The organism is Burkholderia perseverans (assembly GCF_022870505.1).
GTDB classification, from domain to species: domain Bacteria; phylum Pseudomonadota; class Gammaproteobacteria; order Burkholderiales; family Burkholderiaceae; genus Burkholderia; species Burkholderia plantarii.
Genome location: NZ_CP045093.1, coordinates 1,996,660 through 2,012,367, shown reverse-complemented (window position 1 = coordinate 2,012,367; position 15,708 = coordinate 1,996,660). Strand labels below are relative to the sequence as shown.

General features: G+C 68.8%; 16 protein-coding genes. 10 read left to right on the top strand and 6 right to left on the bottom strand.

What is annotated here, in order from left to right; translation table 11 throughout:
• Window positions 1-10 precede the first annotated feature (10 nt).
• Entirely contained in the window at window positions 11-1,012 is a 1,002-nt protein-coding gene (locus BpN12_RS08285) for a DUF3348 domain-containing protein (protein ID WP_425306305.1), read from the bottom strand.
• 94 nt (window positions 1,013-1,106) lie between these two features.
• On the opposite strand from BpN12_RS08285, the gene BpN12_RS08280 reads away from it, so the two are divergent.
• Window positions 1,107-2,042 carry a phosphatase PAP2 family protein gene (locus BpN12_RS08280; RefSeq protein WP_246791958.1) on the top strand — a complete coding sequence of 312 codons (936 nt, stop codon included), beginning with the start codon at window positions 1,107-1,109 and terminating at the stop codon, window positions 2,040-2,042.
• Here the strand turns inward: BpN12_RS08280 and BpN12_RS08275 are convergent.
• The gene (locus tag BpN12_RS08275; protein ID WP_246791957.1) at window positions 2,023-2,442 is read right to left on the bottom strand and encodes a GNAT family N-acetyltransferase; all 420 of its coding nucleotides are present in this window, start codon (window positions 2,440-2,442) and stop codon (window positions 2,023-2,025) included. The genes BpN12_RS08280 and BpN12_RS08275 overlap by 20 nt on opposite strands.
• Before the next feature lie 248 nt (window positions 2,443-2,690).
• Between BpN12_RS08275 and BpN12_RS08270 the strand changes: the two genes are divergently transcribed.
• From BpN12_RS08270 to BpN12_RS08250, 5 genes are all read left to right on the top strand, one after another.
• Window positions 2,691-3,170 carry a MarR family winged helix-turn-helix transcriptional regulator gene (locus BpN12_RS08270; protein ID WP_246791956.1) on the top strand — a complete coding sequence of 160 codons (480 nt, stop codon included), beginning with the start codon at window positions 2,691-2,693 and terminating at the stop codon, window positions 3,168-3,170.
• Window positions 3,171-3,341: 171 nt separating this feature from the next.
• Window positions 3,342-3,569 (top strand): DUF4148 domain-containing protein, encoded by a 228-nt coding sequence (locus tag BpN12_RS08265; RefSeq protein WP_246791955.1) that lies wholly within the window; start codon window positions 3,342-3,344, stop codon window positions 3,567-3,569.
• A 325-nt stretch (window positions 3,570-3,894) separates the two neighbouring features.
• Window positions 3,895-5,211, top strand: a complete 1,317-nt coding sequence (locus BpN12_RS08260) for a hypothetical protein (protein ID WP_246791954.1) — start codon at window positions 3,895-3,897, stop codon at window positions 5,209-5,211.
• Window positions 5,212-5,219: 8 nt separating this feature from the next.
• Complete coding sequence (locus BpN12_RS08255) at window positions 5,220-5,912, top strand: OmpA/MotB family protein (RefSeq protein ID WP_246791953.1); 693 nt, start codon at window positions 5,220-5,222, stop codon at window positions 5,910-5,912.
• Window positions 5,909-6,748, top strand: a complete 840-nt coding sequence (locus BpN12_RS08250; RefSeq protein ID WP_246791952.1) for an HNH endonuclease — start codon at window positions 5,909-5,911, stop codon at window positions 6,746-6,748. The genes BpN12_RS08255 and BpN12_RS08250 overlap by 4 nt, the downstream gene beginning before the upstream one ends.
• A 68-nt stretch (window positions 6,749-6,816) precedes the next feature.
• Here BpN12_RS08250 and BpN12_RS08245 read toward each other — a convergent pair whose 3' ends face one another.
• Window positions 6,817-7,233, bottom strand: coding sequence for an organic hydroperoxide resistance protein (locus BpN12_RS08245; protein ID WP_246791951.1), 417 nt, complete (start codon window positions 7,231-7,233; stop codon window positions 6,817-6,819).
• Between the two features lie 510 nt (window positions 7,234-7,743).
• On the opposite strand from BpN12_RS08245, the gene BpN12_RS08240 reads away from it, so the two are divergent.
• Window positions 7,744-9,186, top strand: coding sequence for an HD domain-containing phosphohydrolase (locus BpN12_RS08240; RefSeq protein WP_246791950.1), 1,443 nt, complete (start codon window positions 7,744-7,746; stop codon window positions 9,184-9,186).
• A 289-nt stretch (window positions 9,187-9,475) separates the two neighbouring features.
• On the opposite strand, the gene mctP is transcribed toward BpN12_RS08240, so the two are convergent.
• Together mctP and BpN12_RS08230 are read right to left on the bottom strand one after the other, a co-directional pair.
• On the bottom strand, window positions 9,476-10,969 hold the full coding sequence (gene mctP / locus BpN12_RS08235) for a monocarboxylate uptake permease MctP (RefSeq protein ID WP_246791949.1): 1,494 nt from the start codon (window positions 10,967-10,969) through the stop codon (window positions 9,476-9,478).
• Entirely contained in the window at window positions 10,966-11,178 is a 213-nt protein-coding gene (locus tag BpN12_RS08230; protein ID WP_246791948.1) for a DUF3311 domain-containing protein, read from the bottom strand. Before BpN12_RS08230 ends, mctP begins: the two co-directional genes overlap by 4 nt.
• 424 nt (window positions 11,179-11,602) lie before the next feature.
• Between BpN12_RS08230 and BpN12_RS08225 the strand changes: the two genes are divergently transcribed.
• The 3 genes from BpN12_RS08225 to BpN12_RS08215 all read left to right on the top strand — a co-directional run bounded on the left by BpN12_RS08225 (window position 11,603) and on the right by BpN12_RS08215 (window position 13,690).
• On the top strand, window positions 11,603-12,637 hold the full coding sequence (locus BpN12_RS08225; protein ID WP_246791947.1) for an alpha/beta fold hydrolase: 1,035 nt from the start codon (window positions 11,603-11,605) through the stop codon (window positions 12,635-12,637).
• Window positions 12,638-12,723: 86 nt separating this feature from the next.
• Window positions 12,724-13,278 (top strand): cytochrome P460 family protein, encoded by a 555-nt coding sequence (locus BpN12_RS08220; RefSeq protein ID WP_246794664.1) that lies wholly within the window; start codon window positions 12,724-12,726, stop codon window positions 13,276-13,278.
• Between the two features lie 178 nt (window positions 13,279-13,456).
• The gene (locus BpN12_RS08215; protein ID WP_246794663.1) at window positions 13,457-13,690 is read left to right on the top strand and encodes a hypothetical protein; all 234 of its coding nucleotides are present in this window, start codon (window positions 13,457-13,459) and stop codon (window positions 13,688-13,690) included.
• A 158-nt stretch (window positions 13,691-13,848) separates the two neighbouring features.
• Here BpN12_RS08215 and BpN12_RS08210 read toward each other — a convergent pair whose 3' ends face one another.
• On the bottom strand, window positions 13,849-15,696 hold the full coding sequence (locus tag BpN12_RS08210) for an alkaline phosphatase D family protein (protein WP_246791946.1): 1,848 nt from the start codon (window positions 15,694-15,696) through the stop codon (window positions 13,849-13,851).
• Window positions 15,697-15,708 lie beyond the last annotated feature (12 nt).

The following is a 15,708-nucleotide window of genomic DNA, read 5'->3' as shown; positions in this document are numbered from 1 at the left end:
AAGGTTTGCGTTAGCGGGTGTGCAGGGCCGCGAGCAGCCCCTCCACCGGTTGGAACCGAACCTCCAGTTCGGCGAGCAGGACGCTCTGCAGATCCTTGCGGAAGGTGTCGAGCCAGGCGAGCGGCGCGGGCGCGCCGGCCGACGCGGCCGGGCCGCCGGGGGCCGCATTGTCGGCACCGGACTGTCCGGCTGCCGGTGCCGGCTCGACCTGATCCGCTTGATCGCCTTTACCGCTTTGATCGCTTTGATCGGCTTGTTCAGTCTGGGCGGCCAGCGCCTCGCGGCGCAGGCGCTCGAAGCGCGCCGCGAGCCGGCCCGGCACGGCGCCGAACAGGCTGCGCTCGCGCGCGGCGAGCGAGCGCTCCATCGCCGCGTCGAGCACGGCGAGCCGCGCCATTGCCGGCGAACTCGCGGCGAGCCGGCCGCGCAGGAACGTGCGCAGGTCGCCGATATCGCTGTCCATCAGCTGTTGCAACGCGAGGTAGCTCTGGCGATAGACCGCGAAATCGGCGTCCGTGGCGGGGGTGTCCGGCGCCGGCCGGTGTTGCGCGCGCCGGGCGCCGAAGCCGGCCGCCGCGCCGCGCCGTACTGCCTGGGCGGGCGCCAGCACGGGGTCGCCGGCGATCGCCGCCGACAGCGTGGCGCGCAGCTTCCGGCAGCGCTGCGCCGCTTCGTCGTCGCGCGCGCGTGCGCCGCCGGCCGGGGCGGGCGCCGGCGCGCCGAGCACCGACGACAGCGCGACCGCGTCGGTCCAGCTCAGCCATTGGCTGAGCCGGTCGGCCAGCGGCTGCTGGGCGGCCTGGGCCGGGAGCGGCAGCCCGGTGTCGCCGAGACTGGCCAGCAGACGGACGAGGGCGGGCGCACCGGAAAGCGTGCGCGGCGGGAAAGGCGGCATGCGGCAGGAAACGAAAAAAGGCAGCAGTTTACACGTCGGCGCGCGTGAGCTTGCGGTTTTGCTGCATCGCATGCTGTCGCGAGGCGCCGGCGGCGCCTGCCGCGGGCGGCCCGGCATGGCTTCGCGGCCGTTGCCGGGCCGCCGGAAGGCTGCCGGGCCGGCGCCGCTTGCTGCTAGACTCGGCGGACAGAACCAGAAGATCGGGAGCACGATGAGACTTCGGCCGGTGGGGACCTTCGCGGGCGTCTGGGGCGTGACGCTGGTGGCGATCGGATTCAATTTCCGCTGGGCGCACGCGCGCGGTTTCTCGATCCTGCACGGCTGGCCGGTTTCGCTCTGGAAGATCGTGACGGTCTCGCTGGCCTGCTGCCTCGTGCTGCTCGCGCTGTCCGGCATCGCCCGCTACGCGCGCGTCGCCGCCCGGCTGCGCTGCGCCGAGCTGGCCGCGGCGGTGTTCTGCCTGCTCACCATCGTGGTCTGGGCGCAGACCGTGTCGATCACCGAATACATCGGCATCGGGCTCGGCCTGCCGTCGAACGCGGCCCTGCTGGTGCGGCTCGACCACGCGCTCGGCTTCGACTGGCCGCGCGCGTACCGCTGGGTCGGCGCGCATCCGCGGCTGGAGACGGTGCTGCGCTGGGCCTACTTCAGCGCCTATTTCCAGCTGTTGGCGATTCCGTTCGTGCTCGCCGTCGCGCGCCGCGTCGAGGCGATCGCCGAATTCCTGGTGGTGCTGGTCGCCGCGTCGATCCTGCTGATGCTGATCTCGATCCCGTTCCCGGCCGAGAGCGCGTTCCTCTACTACGGCGTGACCGATCCCGGCACCTCGTCCACCGTGAGCCATTACGCGCCGCTGCGGCTCGGCGGGCTGCGGGCCGTCGATCCGTTCGCCGTGCAGGGGCTCGTCTCGATGCCGTCGTTCCACACCATGCTGGCGATGTTCTTCGCCTGGGCGGTGCGCCAGGTGCGCGGCGTGTTCCCGTTCGCGCTGGCGCTGAACGCGCTGATGATCGTGGCGACGCTGACCGTGGGCGGCCACTATCTGGTGGACCTGATTGCCGGGCTGGCCTGCGGCGCGGCGGTGATCGTCGGCGTGAGCTGGCTGCGGCGGCCCGCGCCGCGCCGGGTCACCAGGTCTTTTTCATGAACAGGCGCGCGAAGCCGGGCGGGTAGCCGGGCAACTCGGCGAAGCAGGTGTCGCCGAGCCGCTCGTAGAACGGCCGCGCCTGGAATTCGAAAGTGTCGAGCCACGCGGCATGGCAGCCGCGCGCGAGCGCTTCCTGTTCGGCCAACTGCATCAGGCGCGTGCCCACCCCCATGCCGCGCGCGGCTTCCGGCACCACCAGCAGTTGCGTGAACAACCAGCCGCAGCCGCGCGTGCCCCACCGGCCGCCGACCACGTCCGCGGCGGCGTCGCGCAGCATCACGACGAGCAGCCGGTTTCCGCTCGGACCGGCGCGGCCGTCGTTGTAAGCGACGAGCGGCGCGGCGATCTGCTTGCGGATGTGCTCGTCGGCGGTGTCGGTCAGCGTGAAGGTGTAGGTCATCGGAAGCACGGCGCGAACGGACGGAGGAGGGCGCGGCGGCGTGGCCGCGCCTGCCTGCCGCCGGCCGGTGACGGCAGGCGGACTATCATCTATAACCAATCGCGGCGCCGCCGGCAATGGTGGCAATGGCAATGACCCCGCCGCGAACTTCGTTTTCCCGTCGTTCCCGATCTGCTCGTGGGGCGAGCCTATCGGGTCCGATATATGATGCGCGGATCGCAACCTTCCGCGCATCGACAGGGACGCATATGAACCGCAAGGACAAGGCTGCCCAGGCCGACCCGGCCACCCCGAGGCTCGGCGATTTCCTCTGCTTCGCCGTCTATTCGGCGAATCTGGCGTTCGGCAAGGCCTACAAGCCGTTGCTCGACGAACTGGGCCTGACCTATACGCAATACATCACGCTGGTGGCGGTGTCGGAGGAAGAGGCGCCCACCGTCGGCCGTCTCGGCGAGAAGCTGTTCCTCGAATCGAACACGCTCACGCCGATCCTGAAGAAGCTCGAGGCGCTCGGCTATCTGCAGCGGCAGCGCGCGGCGCACGACGAGCGCCAGGTGCTGATCACCTTGACGAAAAAGGGCTGGCGGCTGCGCGAGGAACTCGCGCAGGTGAGCCTCGCCGAGGCCTGCGGCCTGACGCCGGACCAGGTCGAGCAGACCCGGCAGGCGGTGGTCGCGCTGCGCGACAACCTGGTCCGGTCGGTGCGCGCGGGCGGCCGGGAATCGTAGGTTCAATTGTAGGTTCGTGTATCGGGCGGCTGGTCCGATACCTGCCGTTTCAAGAATGGCCCCGGCGGAAACACCGGAGATACGTGGCGGCGTTCAAATCACTCCATGGCAGACGAATCACGCAACACCGGTCTGCCAGCCACCTTTTTCCCCTGAACGTCGGAGTCCATCATGAAAACGCTGTCCACCGCTGTTGCCGCACTCGTCCTCGTCTCGTCCGCTTCGGTCTTCGCGAAGCCGGCGCCCGCCCCGCAACCCGCCGTGCAACCGGCCCAGGGCCAGCGTGTCGCGTCGGCCGATGCGCCGGGGCTCACGCGCCAGCAGGTTCGCGACGAACTGGTTGCCGCGCAGAAGAGCGGCGAACTCGACCGGCTGAACGATCTGTATCGCGGCAGTTGAGCTGGTGAAAGCCGTCGGGCCGGAGAGAGCGTGAATCCGCGATTTCGACGGCGATTATCGGCCTGATTCATCGCCCGAAAACGTTTTACCGGAACATGGCGCCATTCCCGATTATCACGGGTTGGCGCCATTTCTCATTGGGGCGTCCGGATTTCCGTTGCAGGACATTGTGGCCGAAACGTTAAAGTTTCCGGGCAGGCTACCGTAAGAGCAATAGAAGGCGTTCGCCATCCGCTATCATGCGGCCGCTGGCGTCCTGACCAGAACCGCGCCGGGGGCGACAGGCGGCATACCTGTCACGGAATGACACCAAGACCAATCAAGCATGAAATCAAGAATCGCGCTTTGCCTGCTGGGCATCACGCTGTCCACCTGGGTATATGCCGGCGAATCGCCGTCGGGCATTATGTCGATCATCAGCGATATTCCGACGATGTGTTTCGTTTGCGCCAATATCGGCCTCACGATTTATTTCGGCTATATCCGCTTCGATCGTTTTGCCGTGGTTCACGGTCCGGAAGTGCTGACCACGGTCGGCATTCTCGGCTGCTTTCTCAGCATTGCCCTGGCGCTTCTGCATTTCGACGCCACCGATGTGTCCGACAGCGTGCCGCATCTGCTGGAAGGGGTGAAGACGGCGTTCTGGGCGTCGGTGAGCGGCGTGGCCGGCTCGCTGGTGCTGCGCTACCGGCACTACACGCGCAAGACGCCGATTCCGCAGGCTGAAGGGGCGCCAAAATCGGCCACGCTCGACGACGTGGTGGCGGCCACCCAGGCGCTGCAGCGCAGCCTGTCGGGCAGCGAGGAAGGCAGCCTGCTGTCGCAGCTCAAGCTGATGCGTCAGGAGCAGGGCGACGAGTTGCGCGCGCTGCGCGGCTCGTTCGACACGTTCGCCCAACGCATGTCGCAGGACGGCTCGAAGGCGCTGATCGAGGCGCTGAAGGAAGTGATCCGCGATTTCAACGCGAAGATCAGCGAGCAGTTCGGCGAGAATTTCCGGCACCTGAACGCGGCCGTCGAGAAGCTGGTGGTCTGGCAGCAGCAGTACAAGGACGAGCTGGACAAGCTCCAGGCGCTGCAGAAGACCTCCGCCGACGATCTGCGTGACGCCGCGGCGGGCCTCGGCGTGTTCATCGACAAGGCGGCCGGCTTCGCGGGCACCGCCGCCGCGCTCGAAAACACGCTGCGCGCGCTGGCGCAGCAGCATCAGCAGATCGACGCCTCGCAGCGCTCGATGGCCGAGGTGCTGCTGCAGATGAAGGATGTCACGCCGCAGTTCTCGCGCAAGGTCGACGAGATGACCGACTCGATGAAGCAGGGCGTGGCGAAGGTGCAGGCCGACGTGTCCGAGGTGGTGAGGAACCTCGGCACGCAGATGCAGGCGTCGTCGTCGGACATGAAGCAGCTGCTCACCGAGACGCTGCGCAAGTCGCAGACCGACGTGAACGAGAGCCTGACGCGCTCGATGGAAGCCGTGCGGCAGAGCGTGGTGGCGCTCGACACGGGGCTGCAGGAGGAACTGAACAAGAGCCTCGAATCGCTCGGCAGGCAATTGGCGTCGCTGTCGGAGAAGTTCGTGGCCGACTACACGCCGCTCACGGACCGCCTGCGCGAAGTCGTGCGCATCGCCGGCACGGCCTGAGGTGAGGCATGGATTCCGAACAGGGCAACCAGTCGTACTGGATTCCGATGGCCGACCTGATGACCGGCCTGATGCTGGTCTTCATGCTGCTGACGGCCGCGTTCATGCTGCGCGTCGAGAAGACCACCACGCTCGTCGTCAAGGAATACGAGGCCACCAGGAAGGACCTGCAACTGGCCTTGCAGAAGGAGTTCGCGAAGGATCTCAAGCAGTGGAACGCGCAGATCCTCGGCGACATGACGATCCGCTTCAACGATCCCACCGTGCTGTTCGCGACCGGCTCGGCCGAGCTGCGCCCTCGTTTCAAGGACGTGCTGAGCCAGTTCTTCCCGCGCTACGTGGCGCTGCTGACGTCCGGGCAATACCGTGACGCGGTGAAGGAAATCCGCATCGAGGGCCACACGAGCGCCGCCTGGACCGGCACGACCGACGAGAAGACCGCCTACTTCCGCAACATGGAACTCTCGCAGGCGCGCACGCGCAGCACGCTCGAATATCTGCTGTCGCTGCAGGCCGTGCAGCCGAAGGACAAATGGCTGATCCAGCACGTGACCGCCAACGGCTTGTCGTCGTCGCACCCGATCTCGTTGGACGCGCATTCGGCCGCCGCGCAGCTGGCCAACCAGCGTGTCGAGTTCCGGATCGTCACGAACGCGAGCGACAAGATGGACCTGATCGCCGAGGGGCTGCGCGGCAAATGAGCATCAAGCTACCGGATTTCCTGGCGTGGCCGTCGCTGAACCGGCTGCGCGACCGCATGGGCGCGCCGCTCGTCGAGCGGTTCGGGGTGCAGCAGGCGAGTACGGAGATCGAAGCGCTGTTGAGGGAGCGACTGAAAAGCTCGGGCGTGGACGTAACGCTGGACCAGATCGAGGTGCTCGACGATGGCACGCTCGCCTACGGTAATCACCGGATCCTGCTCTACATTCGCGACGTCTCGACCAACCACACGCCGCGATACCACATTGCCGACTGCCGGACGCTTCAGGCTGCACGGGAGAATCAGCGTTTCGAACGGTATGTCGGCGCCAATCCGGATTCCGATTCGTTTCTCGTGAATTACACGAAAAGCGGCGCCGGGCCTCGGCACGAACGATTGAACGTATGCAAGAACTGCCTGGAACGGATCGATTGGGACGATTACCGTGGGGCCGCGTATGGCAGGCGCGATGCGATTTTCCGGCAGTTCACGCTTGCTGATTTCTTCACGCGGTACCCGCGCGATCTATTCTCGCGCCGGCCGAAGCATTCCGCGGAAACCGCGCCATCCAATGTCTATCCGCCCGATTGGCAAGAGATATCGAAGCGGGTCCGGCACGAGCGCGGCTACCGCTGCCAGAAGTGCAGCACGGTATTGGCAAATGCCGATTCCCATTTCCTGCATGTCCATCATCGCAACGGACTGAAGTACGACAACGCTCCACGCAATCTCGAGGCACTGTGCATCGGTTGTCACTCGGACAAACCCAAGCACGAGCATCTGAAACTTACCGACGACTATCGGGCGTTTCAGGCGCGCTATCGCGAGTCACCCTGAGGCTCGGCCCGGCATGAACGCGCGCCGGCGCGCGCCGCCGGCCCTGACCGCGCGCGCCGGAGCTCCCCTCAACGCACCGTCAGCGTGACGTCGATGTTGCCGCGCGTGGCCTTCGAATACGGGCAGGTCTGATGCGCCGCCTCGACGAGCGCCTGCGCGACGTCGTGATCGAGCCCCGGCAGGCTGACGTTCAGGCGCGCGGCGATGAAATATTGGCCGTCGGTCGTGCCGAGATCGATCTCGGCGTCGAGCGCGGCGTCCGCCGGCATCGTGACGCCGAGCCGGTGCGCCGCGAGCTGCATCGCCCCAATGAAGCAGGCCGACCAGCCGGCCGCGAGCAGTTGCTCCGGATTGGTGCCGGCGCCCGGGCTGCCCGGCGCGGACAGCCTGACGTCGAGCCGGCCGTCCGGGCTCACGGCCGCGCCGTCGCGGCCGCCGGTGGTGTGGGTCTTGCCGGTGTACAGAACGTTCTCGATCGTGCTCATTGCGTGCTCCTGGTGACATACGAAAGGTTCGGGATGCGTGACCGGCGCATGGCCGTCGCGTGCCGGCGGGTTCGCCCGTCGCCCGCACGGGATGCGAGGCCATCGCGCGTCCGCCGATGGCTGCCGTCCGGCGCGGCGCTCCACGGCTCCGGAGCGCGCCTCGTTCGGCATGACGGGATTGGAACAGCGGCGTTTGTATGGTTTGTTTCGGGCCGGCCGCGATTTGCATGGCCATGTATCGCTCGCGTGGTGCGATACAGAGCGATACAGAGCAGTCCAGCCATGCGGCGGCGGGGCCGTCCCGCCGCGTCCGTGCCTCGGCCGGGGCGTTCGCGGTCAGGCGGGGGTCCGCCGCCGGCCTGCGCTAGAATGACGCTTCATTACGATCTCATCGAGTGATGTCGTTCGACCCGGGAGCCGGCCCGACAGCCCGCGCGCGTCGCGGCCGGGCGCTCGGCGCCGCCGGTCCCGTCAGCCGCATCCGGTTCGCCCGATCCACCACCTTCCACGATGTCCACGAGCAAGGCACGACTCACCGACGCCATCCTCGCGCTGGCCTTTGTTGGCGATCTGAGCATGGGCCGCTCGACCGATCATTCCCGCCGCACCGCCTGTCTGGCCGGGTGGCTGGCTGCCGCGGCCGGCGCCGACGAGGCCGGCTGCAACCACGCGCGCGCGGCGGCGATGCTGCGCTGGTCCGGCTGCACCGCGAACGCGGGCGGCTTCGCCGAGCTGCTCGGCGACGACGTCGCGGCGCGCGAGGCGATGCTGGCGCAACGGCTGCCGCCGCTCGCGCCGCAGGCGCAGCCGCTGCTCCTGCCGCTCGCGCAGATCCACTGCGAGATTTCCGGCGACATCGCGGTCACGCTCGGCATGCCGGCCGAGGTGGTGGCGGCGCTGCGCGGGATCTTCGAGCGCTACGACGGCAACGGCGTGCCGCAGCGGCTCGCCGCCGACGCGATTCCGCAGGCGGTCTATCTCGTGAATCTGGCGAGCGACCTGGAGATCCTGGCCGGCGCGCACGGCCGCGAGCCCGCTCGCGACTACCTGCGCGCGCAGGCCGGCACGAAATACCCGGCCGCGCTGGCCGAGCTGACGCTCGCGCATGCCGACGCCTGGCTCGACGCACTCGACGAGGGCGACCCCGACACGTCCGGCTGGCACTTTGCCGACCATCAGGCCACGGCCCACGTCGAACTGAGCCTGCTGGCCGACGTCACCGAACTGAAGCTGCCCTGGCTGGCCGGTTACGCACGGCGCGTGGCGGGCCTCGCGTCGCGCACCGGCGAGCGGCTCGGGCTCGACGCCGATACCTGCGCGCAGCTCGAGGCGGCCGCGCTGCTGCACGGCATCGGCCGCGCGGCGCTGCCGAACCGGCTGTGGGAGACGCCCGGCCGGCTGTCGAGCGACCAGTGGGAGCAGATCCGGCTGGTGCCGTACTGGACCGCGCGTGCCGCCCAGCAGATCGCCGGCCTGCGCGAGGCGGCCGAACTGGCCTCGCATGCCTACGAGCGGCTCGATGGCAGCGGTTATTTCCGCGCCATGTCGGGCGCCGCGCTCGACCTGCCGCGGCGCGTGCTGGCCACCGCCGTCGCGTTCCAGGCGCTGCTGGAGGCGCGGCCGTGGCGGCCGGCCCACGCGCTCGACGCGGCGGCCGCGCTGCTGCATGGCGAGGCGGCCGCCGGGCGCTTCGATGCCGAGGTGGTGGCGGCCGTGGTCGCGACGGCGGGCGGCACGGTGCCGGCGCCGCGGCGCGGCCCGACGCTGCTTTCGCCGCGCGAGGTCGAGGTGCTGCGCCAGATCAGCGCCGGACTCAGCAACAAGGAGGCCGCGCGCATGCTCGACCTGAGCCCGAGCACGGTGCGCACGCACATCGAGAGCATCTTCCGCAAGCTCGAATGCTCGACGCGCGCGGCGGCCACGCTGAAGGCGCTGACCACCGGTCTGCTGTAGGCGGGAGAAGCCGCGCGACGCGGCGCGCGGCCGGAAGGGAAGCGGGACGGCGCAAGGCCGTCCGCGAACGATGGATGGAGCGACCGGCGAGCGGAGCGCGCGGCGCCGGCTCCTGCACCGGATGCCGCGCCGTGAACGGCGGCCCGCCACCGACACTCCAGCACCGCGAAGCCGACGCACCACGAAGCCGACGCACCACGAAGCCGACGCGCCGCGAAGCCGTCGAAGCAAGCCACCGTGCCGGTCCGGCACCCGCATGCAGCGGGCCGGACCGGCATCGGTCCAGACGTCAGGCCGCGGCGCGGCCCGCCTGCGAGCGGCTCGCCGGCGTCAGCGCCGAGACGATGAAGGTCGTCACGATGTTGATCACGAGCGCGATCAGGCCGATGTAGAACGTGTACGACGCGGCGCCGAAGTGCAGCGTGTACACCGGCTTGAGCCCGGTCGAGGTCGCGAGGCCGGTGCCCACCACGATCCCGATGAACCAGCCGACCAGCAGGCCCGTCGAGCTGAGGCGGCGCGTGTACATCGACAGCACCACGGCCGGCAGGATCTGCAGGATCCACACCCCGCCCAGCAGCTGCAGGTCGATCGCGTACTGCGTGGGCAGCACGACGATGAACACCAGCGCGCCGAACTTCACCACCAGCGAGACGATCTTCGCCGTCGAGGCCTCGCCCGCCGACGACTGGTTCGGCGCCACCAGCGGACGCCACAGGTTGCGCGTGAACAGGTTCGCGGCACCGATCGACATGATGGCGGCCGGCACCAGCGCGCTGATCGCGATCGCGGCGGCGGCGAAGCCGACGAACCACGACGGGAACAGCGTGCGGAACAGCGTCGGCACGACGTCGCTCGGCGAGCTCACGTGGACCCCGGCGGCGATCGCCATGTAGCCGAGCAGCGCGATCAGGCCGAGCAGCAGCGTGTAGATCGGCAGGAAGATCGCGTTCTTGCGCACCGTGTTGGCCGACGCCGACGAGAGCACCGCCGTCATGGTGTGCGGATACATGAAGCCGGCCAGCGCCGAGCCGAGCGCCAGCGTCGCGTAGGCCGTGAACTGGGTCGGCTTGAGCAGCAGGCCGGTCGGGCCGCCCTTGGCCGTGAAGTAGGTATCGGCCGCCTGGAACACGTGCGCGTAGCCGCCGAGCTTCACCGGAATCAGGCACACGGCCGCGATCACCACGATGTAGATCATGATGTCCTTCACGAACGCGATCATCGCCGGCGCGCGCAGGCCGCTCGTATAGGTGTAGAGCGCGAGGATCAGGAACGCGATCACGAGCGGCAGCTCGCCCGTCACGCCGAGCCCCTTGATCACCACCTGCATGCCCACCAGCTGCAGCGCGATGTAGGGCATCGTCGCGACGATGCCGGTGACCGCCACCGCGGCCGGCAGCCACTTGCCGCCGAACTCGCCATGCACGTAATCGGCCGCCGTGATGTGGCCTTTCGCGTGCGCGATCTTCCAGAGCCGCGGCATCACCAGGTACACGAACGGATAGACGATGATCGTGTAGGGCAGCGCGAAGAAGCCGTAGCCGCCCACCGCGTACACCAGCGCCGGCACCGCGATCACGGTATAGGCCGTGTAGAAGTCGCCGCCCACCAGGAACCACGAGATCACGACGCCGAACTGGCGCCCGCCGAGCCCCCACTCATGCAGCTGCGTGAGGTCGCCGCGCTTCCAGCGCGCCGCGAAGAAGCCGATCACCGTGACCAGCGCGAAGAAGGCCACGAAGATGGTCAGTGCCACCGGATCGATTGCGATGGTGCCGTTCATTTCTCCCCCCGATAGACGAGATAGAGCAGCACCGAGGTGATCGGCACCCACAGCAGCTGGTACCAGTAGAACATCGGCAGGCCGCCGAAGCTCGGCTCGCCGTGGTTGTAGAACGGCAGCCAGAGCAGTGCCACGTAGGGCACCAGCAGCGCGATCCAGATCCAGAGCGGCTTCTTCTTGCGTGGTTCGTTGTCCGGGCTGTCAGCCATGGGTCTCTCCTCCAGGTGGTTGCAAGTACATGTAGACGTCGTTTTTGGTTCCGGCCGTGCCCGTGCGGGCGCCCCCGGGCCGAAGCGCATCGATTGTGAGGCATTCCGTCACACATTGCAGCCGTTCGACGTCGCCGTTGCGTGAGTCAAACGTCGGCGATTCGTAAGAAATAGCGCTTCGCACGCGATGCGCGAGGCCTGGTTTTCGTATCGCCATGTCGCGAAACGGCGCCGATTTGATTCGCTCTGTGTCGTGCCGGCGAGCGGACACACTGCGATACAAAGCGTGCGGCGGGCTCCGCTATAAATGCGTCCGGACGCCTGATGCGCCGTGCGGGACACGGCGGCGGGGCGGTCGATCAAGGGGGCGCGCCGGGATCCGGCGCGGCTCGATCCGGATACGCGAAAACCAGGAGAACGGACCATGTCGGACCAAGTCAATCTGCGGCGCCGCCGCATTCTCGGCACCACGCTCGCCGGCTTCAGCCTCGTCGATCCGGGCTTCATCCGCCTGGCCGGCGCGCAGGAGCCCGAAACCGCCGCGCCGCGCGCCGGTGCAGCCGCGTTCACGTCGATCCAGCAGATCGACGCCGGCGCGCTGAACGTCGGCTATGTGGACCTCGGCCCGAAGACGGCGCCCGTCGTGATGCTGCTGCACGGCTGGCCCTACGACATCCAGGCCTATGCCGAGGTCGCGCCGCGGCTCGTCGCGGCCGGCTATCGCGTGATCGTGCCGTACCTGCGCGGCTACGGCGCCACGCGGTTCCGCTCCGACGACACGCCGCGCAACGGGCAGCAGGCCGTGGTGGCCTACGACATCGTCGCGCTGATGGACGCGCTGAAGATCGACCGCGCGATCCTCGGCGGCTACGACTGGGGCGCGCGCACCGCCAACATCATCGCCGCGCTGTGGCCCGAGCGCGTGGTCGCGCTGGTGTCGGTGAGCGGCTACCTGATCGGCAGCCAGGCCGGCAACCGGCAGCCGCTGCCGCCGCAGGCCGAATTCCAGTGGTGGTATCAGTTCTACTTCGCGACCGAGCGCGGCGCGCTCGGCTATGCGGCGAACCGCGACGCGTTCAACAAGCTGATCTGGCAGCTCGCCTCGCCGAAGTGGCGCTTCGACGACGCCACCTACGCACGCACCGCCGCCTCGTTCGGCAACCCCGACCACGTTGCCGTGGTGATCGACAACTATCGCTGGCGGCTCGGCCTCTCGCGCGGCGAGGCGAAGTACGACGCGACCGAGCAGCGCCTCGCCGCCGCGCCGGCGATCTCGGTGCCGACCATCACGCTGGAGGGCGACGCCAACGGCGCGCCGCATCCGGAGCCGGCCGCCTACGCGAAGAAGTTCACGGGCAAGTACCGACATCGCACGCTCGCTGGCGGGATCGGCCACAACCTGCCGCAGGAAGCGCCGGAGGCGTTCGCCGACGCGATCCTGCAGGTCGTGACGCTCTGATGCGCGGGGTGGATGCGATGCCGATCGTTTCTCTTTCCCGTTTTCCCGCGCGCCGGCTGGCGTCGATGTCGATGCGCCTGCGCGGCATGCGGTGGCCGACGCAGGCGGTGAGGGCGGCCCGGCCGGGCCGTCGGCTCGCGGCGGGTGCCTGCCTGCTGGCCGCGCTCGGCGCCGCGCCGGCGTTTGCCGGAGACGCTGCATCCACGGCGTCCGCGCCGCCGCCGGCCGCCTCGCCGATCTACGGCGTGACGATCCCGCCCGGCTATCGCAAGTGGGAGATGATCGCGCCGGCCGAGGAGCCCGCGCCGCTCGACGAATTGCGCGTCGTGCTCGGCAATCCGGTCGCGGTGGCCGCGCTCGAGAAGTCGACGCTGCCGTTCCCCGACGGCACGATCCTCGTCAAGCTCGCGTACCGGCGCCAGCCGTCCGCGGAGTCGCCCACGGCCGTGGTGGCGGGGCGCGCGACCACCGTGCAGGTGATGGTGAAGGACGCGAAGCGCTACGCCGCGACGGGCGGCTGGGGCTTCGGCCGCTTCGTGAACGGCGTGCCCGTGGACGCCGCGCAGCACGAGACCTGCTTCGCCTGCCATCAGGCGCTGGTCAGGAATCACGACTACGTGTTCACGCGCCTCGTGCCTTGACTTGAGCAGGCGTGGCTTTCGATTGCCTTCCGTTCAACGGGGTCGGATGTAACAACGCTGTCGCTTCGGTAACGAACGGCATCGGCCGTGGCCGCGCGCGGCGCCTCCGCGCACAATGAACCGGTTCGCGCCGGGCCGTTCCGGCCGGCGCGCGGTGATTCGAACAAGGAGCTCGATGATGAAACGCCTGTTGATTGCTGTCTCGTGTGTCGGCCTGCTGGCCGCGGCCAATGTCGCGAACGCGGCCGGCTGTTTGAAGGGCGCCGCCGTGGGCGGCGTGGCGGGCCATGTGGCCGGCCATCATGCCGTGCTGGGCGCGGCGGCCGGCTGCGCGATCGGCCACCATCACGCGGCCAAGAAGGCCAAGGAAGCGCGCGCCGCGAGCGAAGCGGGCGGCGCGCCGCGTTCGTGACCCTCACGCGGCGCTTTCTCGAGGACGAATCGTTCCGGCTCTATCGCCGGTGGGTGTGAGCGACGCGCGCCCGATGCACGGCGCGCGTGCGTCGTGCATCGGGGGCGTCGAATCCGGCGGAAGGATCGGGCGAGGCGGGCGCGACGGCCCGCCGTGCTTCAGCCGGCGAGCGGCGTGACCTGGATCGTGTGGGTGCCCGAGGCCACGCTCAGCTGCGTGCGCTTGAGCACCGGGTCGGCCGGCGCGCTGCCGTCGGCATTGAGCGGCTTGACCTTGGTATAGACCACCGAGAACGTATCGGCCGTGACGGTGGCCGATGCATAGCCCTGCGCATCGTGATCGGCGAACGTCAGGTCGGGGTTGAATGCCTGCAGCGTGGCGTCGAAGCTCGCCCCGTTGGTGACGCCGAGCAGCGGCAGCAGCGCCTGATACGGCGTGCCCGCGGTCTGCTGCACGATGTAGCTGTAGAACGACGAGCTGCTGATGCCCGCGGTGACGAAGTCGACCAGCACCGGCGTGCCGGTGGCCGGGTCCGGCACGTCGCGCACCACGCCGGCCTGGAACGCGTGCAGGTCGCCCGTGATGGCCACCACGTTCGACACGTTGGCCGTCTTCAGGAAGCCGAGCACGTCGGCCTTGTGGGTCGGGTAGCCGTCCCACGAATCGCAGTTCATCACGTAGTTGAACGCGGCCGAGCTCGGCACGCCCGGCACCGAGGTCAGGTCGATCCAGAGGCGGTTCAGCATCACCTCGTTGCCCCACACCTTCCAGGTCGCCTTGGAGCTGCTCATCTTCTCCTTGAACCAGAGCGTCTGGGTCGGGCCGAGAATCGACGGCGCGCGGCCGAGCGCGGCGGTGTCGAGCCCCTCGGCGGCCGTCAGCGCGTTCTGCGTCACGAAATAGCGCACGCCCACCGAGCTGGTGCTGCTCGCGTCGGGCAGGTTCAGCGCGCCCGCGGCCGGGCCGCCGATCTGCTCGCTCATCACGTGCTGGTCGCGGAACAGGCGCTCGTCGGTCATCACCAGGTCCATCAGGCCGCCGTAGCTGAAGCTGCGGAAGATGCTGATGTTGTCGTAGCCGCTGTTGCCCGGGTTGAACTGCACGTCGCTCCAGTCGATCGGCATGTATTCGGCCCAGGCCTGGCTCGCGCTGCGGCGGCGCGCGGTCTGCTGCGCGTTCGCGTCGGTGTAGGTCTGGTGATCCTGCCAGCAGTCGTCGGAGAACTCGTGATCGTCCCAGATCGGAATCATCGCGAAGCGCTGATGCACGGCCAGCAGGCGCGGGTCGGCGCGATAGGTGCGGTACAGCGTGCGGTAGTCGTTGAGGCTGTTCGCGTAGGTGCCCGCGCCGCCCGGCAGCGCGCCGCCGTCGGGCAGCTTGATCTGCGTGTGGGCCGGCTCGGCCGTGCCGGTCTGGAACGCCGCGCCCACCGTCTCGTAGATGTAGTCGCCGAGATGGACCACGAAGTCGAGATCGGTTTCGGCCGCGATCAGCGTGAGCGCCTGCCAGTGGTTGACTGTCCAGTCCTGGCAGGTGAACCAGGCGAAGCGGATCTTCGAGTTGGCGGCGCCGGCCGCCGGGGCCGTCTTCGCGGTGCCGGCCACGCTGTTGTCGGCGCCGGCCACGAAGCGGTAGTAGTAGGTGGACGCCGGGTTCAGGCCGGTTACCTTCGCGCGCACCGTGTAGTCGTAGTCGGCCAGCGCCTGCAGCGAGACGTTCGCCACGATCGCGGAGAAGTCCGCGGCGCTCGACACCTGCAGCTGCACCGACACCGGCGCGGCGGCGCCCGATGCCGCGATCGCGCGGGTCCAGAACACGATGCTGTCGCCGCGCGGGTCGCCGCTCGCGACGCCTTGCGGGAACTGGTAGGTGCCGGCGGCCGGCAGCGTGCCGGCGGCGGAGGCGGGCGGCGTGCCATTGTCGTCGTCGGAGCAGGCGGCGAGCGTGCCGGTGGCGGCGGCGATCGTGAAGAACGCGGAGGAACGGAGAAAGTGGCGGCGGTCCATTTGTTGATTTCC

Coding starts and splice junctions, on each gene's coding strand:
- BpN12_RS08285 (WP_425306305.1), bottom strand. CDS start 1,012: ATGCCGGGCCGCCCGCGGCAGGCGCCGCCGGCGCCTCGCGACAGCATG.
- BpN12_RS08280 (WP_246791958.1), top strand. CDS start 1,107: ATGAGACTTCGGCCGGTGGGGACCTTCGCGGGCGTCTGGGGCGTGACG.
- BpN12_RS08275 (WP_246791957.1), bottom strand. CDS start 2,442: ATGACCTACACCTTCACGCTGACCGACACCGCCGACGAGCACATCCGC.
- BpN12_RS08270 (WP_246791956.1), top strand. CDS start 2,691: ATGAACCGCAAGGACAAGGCTGCCCAGGCCGACCCGGCCACCCCGAGG.
- BpN12_RS08265 (WP_246791955.1), top strand. CDS start 3,342: ATGAAAACGCTGTCCACCGCTGTTGCCGCACTCGTCCTCGTCTCGTCC.
- BpN12_RS08260 (WP_246791954.1), top strand. CDS start 3,895: ATGAAATCAAGAATCGCGCTTTGCCTGCTGGGCATCACGCTGTCCACC.
- BpN12_RS08255 (WP_246791953.1), top strand. CDS start 5,220: ATGGATTCCGAACAGGGCAACCAGTCGTACTGGATTCCGATGGCCGAC.
- BpN12_RS08250 (WP_246791952.1), top strand. CDS start 5,909: ATGAGCATCAAGCTACCGGATTTCCTGGCGTGGCCGTCGCTGAACCGG.
- BpN12_RS08245 (WP_246791951.1), bottom strand. CDS start 7,233: ATGAGCACGATCGAGAACGTTCTGTACACCGGCAAGACCCACACCACC.
- BpN12_RS08240 (WP_246791950.1), top strand. CDS start 7,744: ATGTCCACGAGCAAGGCACGACTCACCGACGCCATCCTCGCGCTGGCC.
- mctP (WP_246791949.1), bottom strand. CDS start 10,969: ATGAACGGCACCATCGCAATCGATCCGGTGGCACTGACCATCTTCGTG.
- BpN12_RS08230 (WP_246791948.1), bottom strand. CDS start 11,178: ATGGCTGACAGCCCGGACAACGAACCACGCAAGAAGAAGCCGCTCTGG.
- BpN12_RS08225 (WP_246791947.1), top strand. CDS start 11,603: ATGTCGGACCAAGTCAATCTGCGGCGCCGCCGCATTCTCGGCACCACG.
- BpN12_RS08220 (WP_246794664.1), top strand. CDS start 12,724: ATGCGGTGGCCGACGCAGGCGGTGAGGGCGGCCCGGCCGGGCCGTCGG.
- BpN12_RS08215 (WP_246794663.1), top strand. CDS start 13,457: ATGAAACGCCTGTTGATTGCTGTCTCGTGTGTCGGCCTGCTGGCCGCG.
- BpN12_RS08210 (WP_246791946.1), bottom strand. CDS start 15,696: ATGGACCGCCGCCACTTTCTCCGTTCCTCCGCGTTCTTCACGATCGCC.